The 16,310-nt window shown below is 33.6% G+C and carries 11 protein-coding genes; 2 read left to right on the top strand and 9 right to left on the bottom strand.

Annotated elements, in window-relative coordinates; translation table 11 throughout:
- Positions 1–10 precede the first annotated feature (10 nt).
- From GQR95_RS00895 to GQR95_RS00875, 5 genes are all read right to left on the bottom strand, one after another.
- Positions 11–3,166 carry an efflux RND transporter permease subunit gene (locus tag GQR95_RS00895; RefSeq protein ID WP_159021377.1) on the bottom strand — a complete coding sequence of 1,052 codons (3,156 nt, stop codon included), beginning with the start codon at positions 3,164–3,166 and terminating at the stop codon, positions 11–13.
- 2 nt (positions 3,167–3,168) lie between these two features.
- Positions 3,169–4,344, bottom strand: a complete 1,176-nt coding sequence (locus GQR95_RS00890) for an efflux RND transporter periplasmic adaptor subunit (RefSeq protein ID WP_199269627.1) — start codon at positions 4,342–4,344, stop codon at positions 3,169–3,171.
- A gap of 610 nt (positions 4,345–4,954) precedes the next feature.
- Positions 4,955–5,542: a type 1 periplasmic binding fold superfamily protein gene (locus GQR95_RS00885; RefSeq protein WP_370514516.1), complete on the bottom strand. Its 588-nt coding sequence runs from the start codon at positions 5,540–5,542 to the stop codon at positions 4,955–4,957.
- 25 nt (positions 5,543–5,567) lie between these two features.
- A complete protein-coding gene (locus GQR95_RS00880; protein ID WP_233265969.1) occupies positions 5,568–7,928 on the bottom strand; it encodes a TonB-dependent receptor in 2,361 nt (786 codons plus the stop codon).
- 269 nt (positions 7,929–8,197) lie between these two features.
- Positions 8,198–8,527 carry a hypothetical protein gene (locus tag GQR95_RS00875; RefSeq protein ID WP_159021375.1) on the bottom strand — a complete coding sequence of 110 codons (330 nt, stop codon included), beginning with the start codon at positions 8,525–8,527 and terminating at the stop codon, positions 8,198–8,200.
- 505 nt (positions 8,528–9,032) lie between these two features.
- Here GQR95_RS00875 and eno point away from each other — a divergent pair.
- Positions 9,033–10,322: a phosphopyruvate hydratase gene (gene eno / locus GQR95_RS00870; protein ID WP_370514540.1), complete on the top strand. Its 1,290-nt coding sequence runs from the start codon at positions 9,033–9,035 to the stop codon at positions 10,320–10,322.
- Positions 10,323–10,522: 200 nt separating this feature from the next.
- Here eno and GQR95_RS00865 read toward each other — a convergent pair whose 3' ends face one another.
- From GQR95_RS00865 to GQR95_RS00850, 4 genes are read right to left on the bottom strand one after another with little or no spacing between them, the layout of a single operon-like run.
- Positions 10,523–11,290: a hypothetical protein gene (locus GQR95_RS00865; protein ID WP_159021373.1), complete on the bottom strand. Its 768-nt coding sequence runs from the start codon at positions 11,288–11,290 to the stop codon at positions 10,523–10,525.
- A gap of 22 nt (positions 11,291–11,312) precedes the next feature.
- Positions 11,313–12,050, bottom strand: coding sequence for an MIP/aquaporin family protein (locus GQR95_RS00860; protein WP_199269626.1), 738 nt, complete (start codon positions 12,048–12,050; stop codon positions 11,313–11,315).
- Positions 12,051–12,081: 31 nt separating this feature from the next.
- Positions 12,082–13,578 carry a glycerol kinase GlpK gene (gene glpK / locus GQR95_RS00855; protein ID WP_159021372.1) on the bottom strand — a complete coding sequence of 499 codons (1,497 nt, stop codon included), beginning with the start codon at positions 13,576–13,578 and terminating at the stop codon, positions 12,082–12,084.
- Between the two features lie 28 nt (positions 13,579–13,606).
- Positions 13,607–15,166, bottom strand: coding sequence for a glycerol-3-phosphate dehydrogenase/oxidase (locus tag GQR95_RS00850; RefSeq protein ID WP_159021371.1), 1,560 nt, complete (start codon positions 15,164–15,166; stop codon positions 13,607–13,609).
- A gap of 285 nt (positions 15,167–15,451) precedes the next feature.
- Here GQR95_RS00850 and GQR95_RS00845 point away from each other — a divergent pair, with 285 nt between their 5' ends.
- Positions 15,452–16,219, top strand: coding sequence for a DeoR/GlpR family DNA-binding transcription regulator (locus GQR95_RS00845; protein WP_159021370.1), 768 nt, complete (start codon positions 15,452–15,454; stop codon positions 16,217–16,219).
- Positions 16,220–16,310: the final 91 nt, after the last annotated feature.

Genomic DNA, 16,310 nt, shown 5'->3' with positions numbered 1-16,310 from the left:
TCTATGTTTTTTATTTCTTTAAAGGTAATTTATTGTCTTCATCATCTCCCCAATCATGGTCGGTGTTACCAACAATACGTTCTTGTAAGCTTTGGAAAATCACAAAAAGAACAGGAATAATTAATACGCCTAATAAGGTTCCTATAAGCATACCACCAATAGCACCTGTACCAATGGCTCTGTTTCCCGTTGCTCCAGCTCCGGTTGCTATCATTAAAGGAAGTAGTCCGAAAATAAAAGCAAAAGAGGTCATTAAAATGGGTCTAAACCGCGCTATGGCACCATCTATAGCAGACTGTACAATGGTTTCTCCCTGTCGTCTTCTTTGTATGGCAAATTCTATAATTAAAATCGCATTTTTGGCAAGTAATCCAATAAGCATTACCAATGTAATTTGTATGTAAATGTTATTACTAATTCCGAATAGATTTGCAAAAATTAAGACTCCAGATAAACCTGCCGGAACAGATAATAAAACGGCTATTGGTAAAATGAAACTTTCATATTGCGCACATAATAGGAAGTACACAAAAATAAAACACAACATAAAAATATAAACGGTTTGGCTACCTGCCGAAATCTCTTCACGCGTCATTCCAGAAAATTCATAACCATAACCTGTTGGTAATGTTGCTGCAGCTACTTCTTTAACCGCCGTAATAGCATCTCCAGAACTATATCCTGGATTAGGAGTCCCCGTTATACTAGCTGCTGTAAATAAATTAAAACGCGTAAGACTTTGTGGTCCGTACACCCGTTTAAGCGTTACAAACTCTGTAATTGGCGCCATTACACCATTACTTTTTTTCACTTTAATGGCATTTAAACTTTCTGGATTGTCTCTAAAATTAGCTTCCGCTTGATAAATAACACGGTATTGTTTTCCGAATTTATTAAAGTTAGAAGCATACACACCACTAAAATACCCTTGCATTACAGTTAACACACCTTCTACATCTAAACCTGCTAACTTAGTTTTAGCAACATCTACCACCACTTCATACTGTGGAAAAGTAGGATCGAATGTGGTATTGGCATATTGTATTTCTGGTCGTTTACTTAATTCGGAAATAAGATCTTGACTCACCTTATAAAGTTCGTCTACCGTTCCACCACTTTGATCTTGTAATTGCATCTGAAATCCATTACTCATTCCAAATCCCGTTATAGTTGGCGGAGCAAAAAAGATGATTCTGGCATCTTTAAAATCGGCTGTTTTGGCAAATAAGCGTTTAATAATAGATTGTACATCTTGCCCATCATCTGTTCTTTCACTCCAGTCTTTCAGCTTTAAAATAACCATTCCGTAATTAGAGCCTTCTCCACTAAGCATTCCACGACCTGTAGTACGCAATACATTATTTACTTCCGGCATATCTTGTACCAATTCTTGTACTTGCTGAACTACTTCTGCTGTTCTTTCTAAGGACGTACCTGCTGGCAAACTAATATCAGCCATAATCGTTCCCTGATCTTCATCTGGTACAAAACCAGTTGCAGTAGTATTCATTAGATACACAAACAAACCAATAAATACACAAAGTATTCCAATAGCAATAGCCTTTTTTCTGATAAGGAAAGACACTGATTTTTTATATTTTGAAGTCGTTTTTTCAAATCCAACATTAAATGCGATATAAAAACGATCTATAAAGCTCTTTTTAGCATGTTCATCATGTGGTTTTAATAATAAGGCACATAAAGCAGGACTCAGCGTTAAAGCGTTTATGGCCGATAATATAATGGCTATCGCTAAGGTGATTCCGAATTGTTGATAAAACACGCCCGAAGAACCACTAATAAATGTTACCGGAATAAATACCGCAGACATGACTAAGGTTATCGAAATAATGGCTCCAGATATTTCACTCATCGCATCTAAACTGGCTTTTCGTGAAGACGTATAACCAGAATCTAGCTTGGCATGTACGGCTTCTACCACCACAATAGCATCATCTACCACAATACCAATGGCCAGCATTAAAGCAAAAAGCGTTAATAAGTTAATTGTAAAACCAAAGACGCTTAAGAAAAAGAAGGTTCCAATAATGGCGACCGGTACTGATATTGCCGGAATTAAAGTAGAACGCCAATCTTGTAAGAAAATAAAAACAACCAAAAACACCAATAGAAAAGCTTCAATAAGCGTATGAATTACTTTTTCAATAGAAGCATCTAAGAAATTATTGGCGTTTACCAATTCGACATATTTAATACCTTCTGGAAAATTAACAGAAGCTGCTTTTAAAGTTGCAATAGAATTCTCTACCACTTCTTGTGCATTAGATCCTGAAGATTGCGCAATGGCAACACCAATTCCTGGATGTCCATTAATCATTGTAGAGGTACTGTAAGATTGAGAACCTAATTCTACTCTAGCCACATCTTTTAATCTTAATATTCTACCATCATCTGTAGTTTTAATAATGATATCTTCAAACTCTGATGCATTTGCCAGTTTTCCTTTATACTTTAAAGTATATTGATAGGCTTGATCGCCTTGTAATCCTAATTCTCCTGGTGCTGCTTCTAAATTTTGATCGGCAAGCGCTGTACTAATATCTGAAGGTTCTAAACCATAATTTGCCATAATATTGGCTTTTAACCAAATACGCATACTATAATCTCTCGATCCAAATGCTTCAGCACTACCAACACCGTCTATTCTCTTTAAGATTGGAATAATGTTAATATTAGCATAATTCTGTACAAATTCTTCATCGTAATCGGCATTCTCACTATACAAACCAATAATAAGTACATTACTACTTTGTGACTTTTCTGTTGTTACCCCAGCTTGTGTGACTTCTGAAGGTAATACACTAGTTGCTGTAGACACACTATTCTGAACATTTACGGCTGCAATATCCGGATCTGTACCTAAGGCAAAATACACAGAAATACTTGCAGATCCACTACTTGCGGTAGACGTCATATAGGTCATGCCTTCTACACCATTAATAGCTTCTTCTAAAGGAACAATAACACTATTTAATACAGCTTCTGCGTTTGCACCATCATAAGAGGCAGAAACTTGTACGGTTGGTGGTGCAATGTCTGGGTATTGAGACATTGGTAAACTTGTAATTCCTATAACGCCCAAAATCAGAATGATGATGGAAACTACCGAAGAAAGTACCGGTTTTTTTATGAATTTTTTAAACATAATTATTTAGTTTCAGATGAATTTTTAGCCGCTGATGTTTCTGTTTGTAAAGCGGTTATCTCGGAAGCATTTACAGCAACAGGCTTAATTTTCTTTCCTGTAGAAAGTGTGTTTATCCCTTCTATTATCACTTGGTCGTTTGCTTTAATTCCGCTAGTTACTATATAGGCTTTACCAGACGTTGTAGGTATTACTTCTATTTTTGTAGATTTTGCTTGAGATTGGTCATCTACTATATAGGTGTAAACATCACCCTGAATTTCGTAAGTTGCAGATTGAGGTATAAGTAATGCGTCTTTTATAATTCTAGGAAGTTGTATTGTGGCGCTATTTCCTGTTCTTAATAAGTCTTCTGGGTTATCGAAAATGGCACGCACATTAAAAGAACCTGTATCTTCGTCTACTTGTCCGCTAACGGTTTGTATTTTACCTTTTTGATTAAATAAGGTGTAGTCAGGAAGTAAAAGTGTAACGTCAGACATATTTTTTAGTAGGCCATCCTTTAAATATTCTAAATATGTTTTTTCATTAATAGAAAAATAGGCATATACTTTTTTAATGTTTGATACTGTTGTTAAAGGATCTGTTGTGCTACTGCTAACTAAACTCCCTAATTTATACGGAAGCGAACCAATATAACCAGAAACCGGAGCAGTAATACGTGTATAATTAAGGTTACTTCTTGCGTTTGATAAATTAGCTTCGGCTTGCTCTAAAGCGGCTTTTTTTGCGGTAACTACATTTTGTGCAGCGGTTAATTCAAAACTACTTATAATCTCTCTTTCTACTAGAGGTTTTGCTTTTTCTACATCTAATTGTGCAGTGCTTACTTCTGCCTTAGCACTACTTATAGCTGCTTTGGTGCTTAGCACTTCTTGTTCGTATTCTGGTGCATTAAGTGTAAAAAGTAATTGTCCTTTTTTTACTAATTCTCCTTCATCTACCCAAACCTTTTCTATAAAACCTTCTATTTTTGGTCTGATTTCAATGTTCTCAATACCTTCAATAGTTACAGGGAATTCTTTATAAAGTTCTATTGTTTTAGGAGATACTTTTAAAACGTTGTATTCGGAAACTTCTTCTGTGTTTTTGTCTTTATTTGTATTGCACGAAATTGATATTAAGCCTATACATAATCCAATACACAAGATGTGTAAGTTAATAGCTCTAGTCTTCATTGATTTGTTGTTATTTCTTATTAATTTAATTTGAAAAATCAGAAGTAGAATTTCTATTCCGAGTTTATAATTCTAATCTATTTACGTCTTTTAAAGCATTAAAATTTCAGTTTTTATCACATTCTACCTAATTAGATATATAAACCATTACATTTTATCTTAGTATGGGAGTATTTTATAGATTAAATTATTTTGAATATCTGTAAATACATGTGGTTTATTTATTTGTAATTAAGTTTTGATTTTATTTTTCTAACCTTTTTTATTGTAGGTATTCCTGTTTTTCTGACGCCGTGCTTTATATGTACACAAATGTATAGGTGAAATAGTTTTTACTGTATATTACTATTTAGGTGAAATAGATTAATATTTAGGTTTTAGTGTGCTATTTATTCAATAAAGAGCAATATGTCTTGTATAGTAAGAGAGATATGTTTTTTTTTATACTGTAGTCTAAGAAGTGTTTATGTGAAACAAAACGGTAAAAAAGATAAAGATTTAGCGTGTCTTTATTTTTAAATAGGACATTCTTTTGCGAAAAAAAAAGCCCTTTACTTTTATTAAGTAAAGGGCTTTTTAAATTAAAACGAAGTAATAAATTTACTTATGTTTATTCTATAGTTACACTAAAAGTTGCTTCTGCATCTGTTTCTCCATCAGCATCGCTTAAACCTGTGTTTGGTTTTGTTGGTTGGTGTATTAATGTGAAAGTTAAGTTACCTGAACCTGCTTCTCCAGTAGTAAGTGTAAACTCAGTTCCAAGAGGGTTACCATCATCATCATAGTTAATGTATTCTGTTGTAATGTCTAAACCAGTACCAACAGTATAGAAAAATTGGTGATCTGTGTTTTCTTCTTTAACTTCTTCAGTAACGTCTTCTGCAGGATCTACTGTTTCGTTTAAAAGTACAATACTACCAGTGTAAGTTGTGTTAGCAGATAAATTTTCTACAGTGTATACAGGAACTTCAGGTCCATCTCCGTCTAAATCTTGCATTTGTAATGTAACAACATCATCTGAATCTTCACTATTTGTTAAAGTTACAGTTACTGTAGAAATTACTTCTTCTTCGTTTACTATTTCTGGTGTGTCGTCGTCACTAGAACATGATGTGAATAATACAGTTGCAAATAAGGCTGCTGTAAATAATTTTGCTGTTTTCATTTTGTTTAAGTTTAATAAATTTCCTTTTTTCATTGTTGTTGTTTTTAATAATTAATAATTAATAATTGAATTTAATGTTTAGTAAAAAGTTTCTACCTACATCATCGGCATAATAACGCATGCTATTTAGATAATTTCTGTAGGATGTATTTAATAGATTTGTAACTCCAAATCCTAAAGTAAGTCTTGATTTATCGTTGACATTTAAGTCTATGCTCGAATTAAAATTAAGCAAATGGTAAGCATCTGGCGGTGTACTAATCTCTACAACTTCTGTAGATTCTGTTTCGGGAATATAGACTTCAAAATTATTGTCTGGATATTCGTTTTGGCGAAATACATATTCACTTTGTAATGCTAATCTTAAATTATGTATTTCCGGATTCTGATATACAATTTCATTTTTCATGTTTGCAGGCGGCATACTTATTAATGGTTCGTCTTGAGAACGATCGTAACCTTTAACTAATGAAAACTGATAGTTGTAACGAAAATTATTTGTAAAAGCATAAGATGCATCTATATCTACACCAAAAAGCTGAGCATTGGTTTGTCTGTATTCCCAAACCTGATAACTACCTCTAACTGTAGTTTCTATAGATGTAGGTTCTATAACTATAAAGTCTTTAATTGTATTTATAAACGGACTTACAGAAAAGTTGAAATTTTTATTATTACGTTGAAGTGTTAATATGAATTTATGTCCGATTTCCGAATCAAAACTCAAGTCTCCATATTCAATTCTAGAAGCAGAATGGTGCAAGCCTTCACTAAATAGTTCTGAAGCATTTGGTGCTCTAGAAGATAAAGAGTAATTAAAAAATAATTGATAATCTTTCCCGAAAGAATATGTAGATCCTACGGTAAACGACGGGTTATAAAAATTTAATTGTGGGTGTGTTAAGATCTGATTATCGAATTCTTCAATTACTATATCTGGATACAATTCGTCATAATTTCTAGATTCCCAGAACGATGTTTTATAGTATTTATAAGCATCCACGTAAGTGTAGTCAAAACGCCCTCCAGCTTCGACCACTAAATCGTTATTAATAGGGTAATCTAATACAGCATATGCACCTAAATCATATTTGTCGTAATCAGGAATTAAGCGTCGTACACCGGTATTTGGATCGGCAAAATTATCTTGATAACTGGCTTTAATTCCTGTTTTTAGTTTTAGTCCATTTTTTAAATGAGAATCTAAATCAAGTGCTAAAGTATGTGTTGTAAGTTCTAGATCTACAGAAGCTTTACCTTTATCAGACCCTGTTCTAATATCATATTCTAGTCTGTTATTTTTCTGAAAATCATATTGTAAACTCAGTTTTCCAAGATTGTCAAACTTTTTAAATGCTTTTATACGCGCTAAATTGTGGGTAATATCTTGTCGTGGTTCTGTAATATCATAAGTAAAATCATTAATAATTAGAGGGACATCACTATTTATAGCACTAACTAAATCTGAGGCGCCACCAATATGAGATGCACTTAAAATACCGAGTTCATTTTTAAAATAAGAATAATAGGCTTCTACGCCATAATCAAATTTATTGAACCCAATGTTAAGAGAGGCATTACGTTCAGATGTTCCTGTGTTGCTTAATACATAATCTGGTGCTTCAAAATCACCAAAACGTTTCCATGTTCCTTGTAAAGTTCCGTACCATCCATTTTTATAACTCTTGGTTAATTGTGATGTTACAGAGCCACCACGCCCGTTAGATGCTCCTGAAATTATTGTTTTTCCGTAAAGCGTGTCTTTTACAGGTACTTTATCTGCTTCTGCAACAATTACACCTCCAACTGCATCTCCGCTATATTGTAATGCTCCTGCACCTTTTATAAGGGTTAGGTTACCAACAGAATTAACATCTATATTTGGAGCATGTTCCACGCCCCATTCTTGGTCTTCCATGCGTACGCCGTTGTTAATTAAAATAACTCGACTACTATGTAACCCATTAACTATGGGTTTTACAACTGCATTTCCTGCGTTTAGGGAAGATACTCCGCTTAAACTATTTAAAGCATCGCCTAGTGTAGCTCCATTAAATTGTTCTAGCTTTTCTTTAGAAATGGTGTTCTCTACAAGTGTTTTAGATTTATCGCTAAAAGCTTTTCCTTGAACAATAACTTCGTTAAGTTCTTCTAAATGATGTTCTAACTTAAATGTTTTTTCTGTGTTTCCAGACACCTTAAATGTAAAGCCTTGTGTTGCACAAAATGGATGAGATATTTGTATAGAGTATGTGCCATCACACATATTGGTAAACAAAAACTTACCATCTAAATCTGTTTGTACTGCTTTTTCCGAACCCGCAACAATTACTGTTGCGCCTACAAGTAAAGAGCCGTCATGAAGATCTTTTACTGTACCCGAAAAGGTATTATCACAATTTTGTGATATCGATGTCATACTACAAAGTAGCAGTATGAATAGTGCATAAATACGCATATGTAATTTAATTAAAATTAGGGTGCTAATGAATAAAAACAGAAGAGTAAGACTCTGATAAATAATAGTATTAACAGAGTGTAATTTGTACTTGTTGTTTTGGTTAGCTTAAGAAATACTGATTATAAATTAATAAGAAAGCAGTAATATAGGGGCGTATGTCATTATAAAGCAGACGTAGTAACCTCTGGGAGCTCTCTAAGAATTAATAAATAATTACAGTTTGTTAATTAAGATAATGTGGGTGGTGCCCGAAGTTGAGTGTTGGTAATCTTAAAAGAATGTAACTGAAGGGCAGAAAAGTCTGCTACAGTTTTTTGTAATGTTTCTGAAACCAGTAAGTCTGGATATTCAAAAATATCATATTTAAATGATGTTAAATGAAAACTACAAATTTCGCATCTAGAAACTGTTTTGTGTAAATGTGTTCTAGTTTCTGTACATGTAAAGTGCTCGTGTCCTTCAAAAATATGAACAAACTTCACGGCAGTAGGCAACATTAAAGCTATAAAAAGCAATAATGAGGCTATGTTTTTGCCGAGTTGTTTTTTCTGATCCATCCTTTTGTTTGAACAATAATGCGGCCAAATTAATGAAATATTGTGGTACTTGTATTGCAATTTGTTTTTTAAATTAAATTTTAACTTTTAATTATGTTTAATTTCAAATTCACACGTAATCTTAAAATTGAAGCTTTTTTAAGCCTTTAGTGTTGCGTATAAGTATAGCTGTTTTGGTGTTAAATTTAACCTTACTTTATAAAAATTATCATAAATAAATGGATAGAGATAGTTGTGTTTATTGTTTAAGTTTTTCCACGTTAAATAAAGGTTAATTGCTTCTGTTTTTTAGGTTTTTGTTTGCTTTTTTAATTCTCAAAAATCTGTTTTTAAATGGTTTAAGTTTTATTCGTGAGCTAAAAAACGACTAACTTTGTATTATAATTTAAGTTAAAAATTAATCAGATTTCATGCTCTCATTTTTCTGTTTAATAGCAAAAAATAAGTTTTGATTTCTATTGGTTTTTAAAAAAAAATATAACTGATTTAAATACTAAACATTTAGATTATGAAAATTCAAAAAATTCATGCAATCGAAATCCTCGATTCCAGAGGAAATCCAACAGTAGAAGTAGATTTACAATTAGAAGACGGAACCGTTTCTAGAGCCATGGTTCCTAGTGGTGCATCGACCGGAGAGCGTGAAGCTACAGAGTTAAGAGATGGCGATAAAAAACGTTACGGAGGTAAAGGTGTTTTAAAAGCTGTAAATAACGTAAACACCATTATCGCAAAAGCGGTTGTTAATACCTATTTTGCCAATCAGCGCGAGTTAGATTATTTTTTAATTGAGTTAGATGGTACAAGCAACAAGTCTAAGTTAGGTGCCAACGCCATACTTGGTGTGTCTATGGCTTTTGCTCGTGCTAAAGCATTAAGTTCTAACATGCCTTTGTATCAATATTTAGGAGGAAGTAATGCTTATGTTATGCCTGTTCCTTGTATGAATGTTATTAACGGAGGAAGACATGCCGATAATACGGTAGATTTTCAAGAATTTATGATTGCACCTCATAATGCAGCATCTTTTAAAGAATCTATTAGAATGGGAGAAGAAGTTTTTCATTCATTAAAAGCCGTGTTAAAAGCTAAAAATTTTAGTACAGGTGTCGGAGATGAAGGTGGATTTGCTCCAGATTTAAAATCTAATGAACAAGCTGTTGAAATGATTTTAGAAGGTATCACTAAAGCTGGTTATACACCAGGAAAAGATGTAAGTATTTGTGTAGATCCTGCAAGTAGTGAAATGTGGGAAGATGGTAAGTATAAGTTTTTTAAAAGTTCTCAGAAATTAGTTTCAAGTGACGATATGATTAAAATGTGGGAAAGTTGGGTAGACCAATATCCTATTGTTTTATTAGAAGATGGTTTAGCAGAAAATGATTGGGAAGGTTGGAAAAACATGACACAGTCTATTGGTAATAAAATTGAAGTTGTTGGAGACGATTTATTTTGTACAAATAAAGCAATTCTAACAGAAGGGATAAATAAAGGTGTTGCAAATTCTATTCTAATTAAATTAAACCAAATTGGAACAGTAACCGAAACACTAGAAACCATGGAGCTTGCTAATAAAAATGCATATAACTGTTTTGTCTCTCACAGAAGTGGAGAAACTGTAGATACTTTTATAGCCGATTTAACAGTCGGACTTAATGCAGGTCATTTAAAAACAGGTAGTGGTTGTCGTGGAGAACGTATTGAAAAATTCAATCAGCTTATGCGTATTGAAAACGAATTGGGAAAAGCATCTCGTTTTGCAGGTCTTAAAGCTTTTAAAAATGCAGGGTTGTAAAATATAGCGATAACATTATATAATAATTTTATAATGAAAAAAGCCCTGTTAAGGGCTTTTTAGTTGTGTACAGTTTGTAATCTCTTTTGTTGTAAATACAAAATAGAAGTTTGTGTGCTGTAGAATAATAAAAGTCCCTTTCTAATTAATAATTTAAAGAGAAAGGGACTTTTTAATATTTAAGAATTTACTTTATGATTTTAAAATAAACTAACCGCTAATTGTACTCTTGCAATTTTTAGTGAAGGATTCCACATTGTTGTTGCAGATACAGGGAAAGCTAAATCTGAAAATCTAAGCGTTTTTGAAGCTGTTAAACCTACGTTTACTAAATCGAAATTTTGTTCGCCATCTCCGTATAAATGAGTATCTCCATTTAGAGAAAAACCAGCGCCTACATAACCATTTAAATTCACTTTAGAGTCTTTAATAATAGGGTACGATGCTTCTACATAAGTAGAGTAACGTTGTTCGTAATCGCCATTATCATCTCTTTGAGAATCTCCACTACCATATAGTAAAATATCTGCTTCTAAACGTAGAGGAAAATTCTCGTTAAAAGTATAAGATGTTCTTAGGTCTAATAGGTGAGTGGTGGTTTCTTTGTCATAGTTCCAGACGTCTGGGTTTTCAACACTACGGGTATTAAATAAATCCCAAATTCCTATAGAGAATCCATTTTTTGCATATTGGGCATAGTAGTTTATTTCTTTATACGACGTGCCGTCACTTTCATTAGAGAAGGACATTCCACCCCAAAATCCAGCTGTAAAACTACCTGTTTTTTCCAAATTTACTTTTGAGAAAACGGCAACCATTGGTTTGTCTGTAATTACCAAACCTCTCCATAAGTGGTTTGTTTTCACATCTACATTAAAGTCTATTGGGCTGTCTTTAAGTTCTGTTTCTTGGGCATTGCTAATTTGCATAGCTAGCAGTGTTACGAATATTATGAGTATTTTTTTCATGGTGTTTTTCTTAAAGGAATATTTACATTACGGCCATATATAAGAATGCTGCAATAGCACAACCTATAATTGGACCTACTACAGGAATCCAAGCGTATCCCCAATCACTTCCACCTTTTACAGGTAGTATAGCGTGCATGATTCTTGGTCCTAAATCTCGAGCAGGATTAATTGCATATCCTGTTGTACCTCCTAAAGATAAACCGATTACCCATACAAGGAAAGCTACTGGTATTGCTCCAATAGAACCTAAACCTATAGGTGTTAATGGATCTCCTTCTATTCCTAAATTAACATTTGCACCTGTGATGTAAAATATTACAAAAATTAAGACAAACGTTCCTATAATTTCACTTGTTAAGTTTGATAAAGGATTTCGAATAGCGGGTCCTGTACAGAAACAATCTAACATACCTCTTTCGTCATCGGTTGCTTTGAATTGGTCTTTGTAAAATAACCATACAAAGAAGGCTCCTAACATAGCACCTATCATTTCTCCTGCAAGATATTCGGGAACTAAAGCCCAAGAGACTTTTCCGGCTATTGCTAAACCTATGGTTACTGCGGGGTTTAAATGTGCGCCACTGTATGGGCCTGCAACAATTACACCTACGAATACGGCTAAGGCCCATGCTGTTGTGATTTCAATCCATCCTGCTCCAGCTGCTTTTGTCCCTTTTAAAACGACATTAGCGACTACACCGTTACCTAATAGAATCATTAACATGGTACCTAATATTTCAGCTACTAAAATTGACATAATTTCAAGTTTTATGGTTGTTGATTATAGTTTATTCTTCGATCCAATTTTGTGTACATTTAACGGCTTTATGCCAATAGTGTAACATATTGTCTACTTTCTCCTTAGGAGCTTCTGGAAAGAATTCCTTATCAACAATCCATTGCGATTGTATGTCGTCTATGTTGTCCCAGTAACCAACGGCTAGTCCTGCTAAATATGCAGCACCCATTGCGGTAGTTTCAAGAGTTTTAGGTCTTATAATTTTAAATCCAAATAAATCAGATTGTATTTGCATTAATAAGTTACTAGCAGTTGCACCACCATCAACTCTAAGTTCAATGCTTTTTTCTCCAGCATCTGCTTCCATTGCTTTTACAATGTCATACACTTGAAAAGCGATACCTTCTAATGTAGCTCGTGCAATATGTGCATCTGTAGTTCCTCTAGTAATTCCAAGAATAGCACCTCTTGCATATTGATCCCAATAAGGCGCACCTAAACCGGTTAATGCAGGTACAAAATACACACCACCATTATCTTCAGCCATTTCTGCTAAATGATTTATTCCGGGAGCCGTTCTTACCATTCTTAGACCGTCACGTATCCATTGAATTGCTGCTCCTCCTACAAAGACACTACCTTCTAAGGCGTATGTTGTTTCTCCGTTAATTTTCCAAGCTACAGTTGTTAATAGATTGTTTTTAGAATACACCGCTTTATTACCTGTATTCATTAATAGGAAACAACCTGTTCCATATGTGTTTTTAACCATTCCTGGTTTAGTACACATTTGTCCAAATAAAGCTGCTTGTTGGTCTCCGGCAATACCTGCAATTGGAATTTTTGTTGAGAATAGTGTAGTTGCAGTAGTACCGTAAACTTCGCTACTTTGTTTTACTTCTGGTAGCATAGATTCTGGAATATTAAATAACTCCATTAACTCTTTGTCCCAAGACATGGTGTGAATGTTGAATAACATGGTTCTACTTGCGTTAGAAACATCTGTAATAAACATTTTTCCTCTGGTTAGTTTCCAGATTAACCAACAATCTACCGTTCCAAAACATAGTTTTCCAGCTTCTGCTTTTTCTCTAGCGCCTTTTACGTTATCTAAAATCCATTTTAATTTTGTTGCAGAAAAATAGGCGTCAATAACTAAACCTGTTTTTTCTTTAATAAGATCTGTGTGTCCAGCATCTTTTAGCTCGTCACAGTATCTAGATGTTCTTCTGTCTTGCCAAACGATTGCGTTATAAATAGGTTCGCTGGTTTCGCGATCCCATACTACAACGGTTTCTCTTTGATTGGTAATACCAATTGCGGCAATGTCTGTTCCGTTAATACCTTGTTGCGCTACAACTTCGGCGGCTACAGATATTTGTGAAGACCAAATGTCGTTAGGGTTATGTTCTACCCAACCTGGTTTAGGGAAAATTTGTTCGAATGGTTTTTGAGACACTCTTACGATTTCTCCATCATGGTTAAATAAAATAGCTCGAGACGATGTAGTCCCCTGGTCAAAGGCTAAAATTAATTTACTTTTCATGTCAATGTAGTTGTTTGATTTGTTGAACTTATAATACGTAATTTGAGGTAACCTCTATGTAATTTGCTACTTGTTTGGTTTGCCAAGCATCATCTTTACCTAATTCTTTTGCCATTATTTTTGCAACTTTAGGAGCCATTTTAATACTCTCTTTTGCATCTAATAATTGACAACGCACTCTTCTGGCTAGAAAATCTTCTATGTTTAAAGCCATTTCTTTTCTTACTGCCCAAATAACTTGAGCTTCTATTACACCCATAGAATCACTAATAGATGTATCCCATCCGTTTTGTTTAGATAATTCTAAAATGTTAGCTTCATCACTTCCGTAAACATGTAACGGATTGTTATAATCTGGGTTGATTTTATAACCGTGAATTTTTAAATGTCTTGTTTTTGAAGGGATATGTTTCCAGCTGTGGTTTTCTTCAGCTTTATCTACAAGGTCTTGTCCCATTCTTCTGAAAGTTGTCCATTTACCTCCTACAATGGTTAATAGTCCAGATGCTGCAGTGTAAATTTTATGACTACGAGAGATTTCTTTTGTTTTACTTCCTTCTTTTTTTGGAGCAGCTAACGGACGTAAACCTGCGTATACACTTAAGACATCGCTTCTTTTAGGTGCTTTTGTTAAATATCTACCAGCAGTTGCTAAAATAAATCCTATTTCTTCTTCTAAAGCAACAGGTTCTAGAGATTCTTTTTCTAATGGAGTATCTGTTGTTCCTACAATAACTCTGTTATGCCAAGGGACTAAAAATAATACTCTACCATCGTCTGTTTTAGGAATGGTAATGGCATCGTCTCCTGGTAAGAAGGATTTATCTAATATTAAGTGAACACCTTGACTAGGTGCAATTGTTTTTTCTGCTCCAGGAGAATCCATTTGTAGTATATCATCTGCAAAGACACCTGTAGCATTTACTACTTGCTTTCCTTTTATTTCGAATTGTGTTCCATCTATTTCATCGTGAGCTTTAACACCTATGGTTTTTCCGTTTGCGTCTTTTATTAAATTATCTACAGCACAATAATTGACAACTTCAGCTCCCATTTCTACTGCAGACTGTAATACATTGATAGCCATACGTGAATCGTCAAACTGACCATCGTAATAAACTACACCTGCAGAAATTTTATCTGGATTTATAAGTGAAATACGTTTTAGAGTTTTGGCTTTCGAAATACGTCTGGATCTTCCAAGACTAAGTTTTCCTGCTAATAAATCGTAAAAGGTTAATCCAATAGTATATAATATTTCATCGTACAAACCATGTGTTGGGATTATAAACGACTGTGTTTTAGTAATGTGTGGTGCGTTTTTTAGTGCTAAACCACGTTCTACAGCGGCTTCACGAACTAGAGCAATATCACCTTGTGCTAAATATCTAACTCCACCGTGCATTAATTTAGTAGATTTACTTGATGTTGATTTTGTGAAATCTGATTTTTCTAGTAAAGCAACAGAGTAACCTCTTGCAGAGGCTTCAAGCGCAATACCAATACCGGTAGCTCCGCCTCCTATTATTACGAAATCGTAAGTTTTAGAATTACTTCTTAACTTATCTATCATTATTTTTCTGTTCATGATTCCTTAGTTTATATTCTTAGTGCCTTTTTAATTTTGAATAAATTTACAACAAAACGAAACAAAACAAAAGTTTTTATTTGTTATTTTTTTATTTGTTATGTTTTTTTAACTTATTTTAATAAAAATGAGGGTCTTTGGTTATCATATTTTTGTTTTTATGGTGCTTTTTGTTTGAAATATGAAATTGTAGTTTCGTTTTGAAATTGATAATTTATTAAAAAATGTACTTTTCGTATTCGTAATGATATTAGTAATCTTTATTTTTGTATAAAACGAAACCAGATGCCACTAAATATTATAGACCGCCACAAATTTATATTAGAGAAACTCGAAGCAGAGGGATTTGTTAGCGTTAACGAGCTAAGTGATGAGTTTAAAGTGTCGTTAGTCACTATTAGAAAGGATCTTAAACTTCTTGAAGAAAAGAAATTGTTATTTAGGTCGCATGGAAAAGCAATTTCTGTAAATCCATATATTACAGAAAATCCTGTAAATATTAAGGAGAAGATACATGCTAAAGAAAAAAAGAAAATAGGGATGGCTGCTGTAGAACTATTGGAAGCAAACGATAGTGTTATCATTGCTTCTGGGACTTCTGTTATTGAATTTGCCAGACATATTAAACCTTTAGAAGGGTTAACGGTATTGACCGCATCGTTAAATACTGCTGTAATATTGGCAGCGATTAAAGATATTGATGTTATGCAACTAGGTGGTATGGTAAGGTCGAGTTCTGCATCTGTAATAGGGCCTATTGGAGAACGTATGTTGTCAGAATTTACTTTTACCAAATTGTTTTTGGGGGTAGACGGTATCGATCTTGATTATGGGCTTACAACTACAAATTTAATGGAAGCGTCTTTAAATAAAGAAATGATTAAAGCGGCGCAAAAAATTATAGTGTTAGCAGATTCTTCAAAATTCAATAAAAAAGGATTTGGTAGAATTTGTGGACTTGATGATGTTGATCAAATTATAACAGATTCAGGTATTGATGAACGCACTAAAAATAAATTGATTGATATGGGCATGGAATTGATTATTGTATAAATGAATCCAAAAAATATTTTATAGCATATAAAAAAAGAAGCTTACAATTTCAATCTCTTGAACCTGTAAGCTTCTTTTTATTTGAATATTT

The organism is Formosa sp. L2A11 (assembly GCF_009796865.1).
Lineage (GTDB): Bacteria > Bacteroidota > Bacteroidia > Flavobacteriales > Flavobacteriaceae > Formosa.
The sequence above is the reverse complement of the archived record's forward strand: the minus strand, read 5'-3'. Positions and strand labels throughout refer to the sequence as shown.

Coding starts and splice junctions, on each gene's coding strand:
- GQR95_RS00865 (WP_159021373.1), bottom strand. CDS start 11,290: ATGAAAAAAATACTCATAATATTCGTAACACTGCTAGCTATGCAAATT.
- GQR95_RS00895 (WP_159021377.1), bottom strand. CDS start 3,166: ATGTTTAAAAAATTCATAAAAAAACCGGTACTTTCTTCGGTAGTTTCC.
- GQR95_RS00860 (WP_199269626.1), bottom strand. CDS start 12,050: ATGTCAATTTTAGTAGCTGAAATATTAGGTACCATGTTAATGATTCTA.
- GQR95_RS00875 (WP_159021375.1), bottom strand. CDS start 8,527: ATGGATCAGAAAAAACAACTCGGCAAAAACATAGCCTCATTATTGCTT.
- GQR95_RS00880 (WP_233265969.1), bottom strand. CDS start 7,928: ATGACATCGATATCACAAAATTGTGATAATACCTTTTCGGGTACAGTA.
- GQR95_RS00845 (WP_159021370.1), top strand. CDS start 15,452: ATGCCACTAAATATTATAGACCGCCACAAATTTATATTAGAGAAACTC.
- GQR95_RS00850 (WP_159021371.1), bottom strand. CDS start 15,166: ATGAACAGAAAAATAATGATAGATAAGTTAAGAAGTAATTCTAAAACT.
- GQR95_RS00890 (WP_199269627.1), bottom strand. CDS start 4,344: ATGAAGACTAGAGCTATTAACTTACACATCTTGTGTATTGGATTATGT.
- GQR95_RS00885 (WP_370514516.1), bottom strand. CDS start 5,542: ATGAAAAAAGGAAATTTATTAAACTTAAACAAAATGAAAACAGCAAAA.
- glpK (WP_159021372.1), bottom strand. CDS start 13,578: ATGAAAAGTAAATTAATTTTAGCCTTTGACCAGGGGACTACATCGTCT.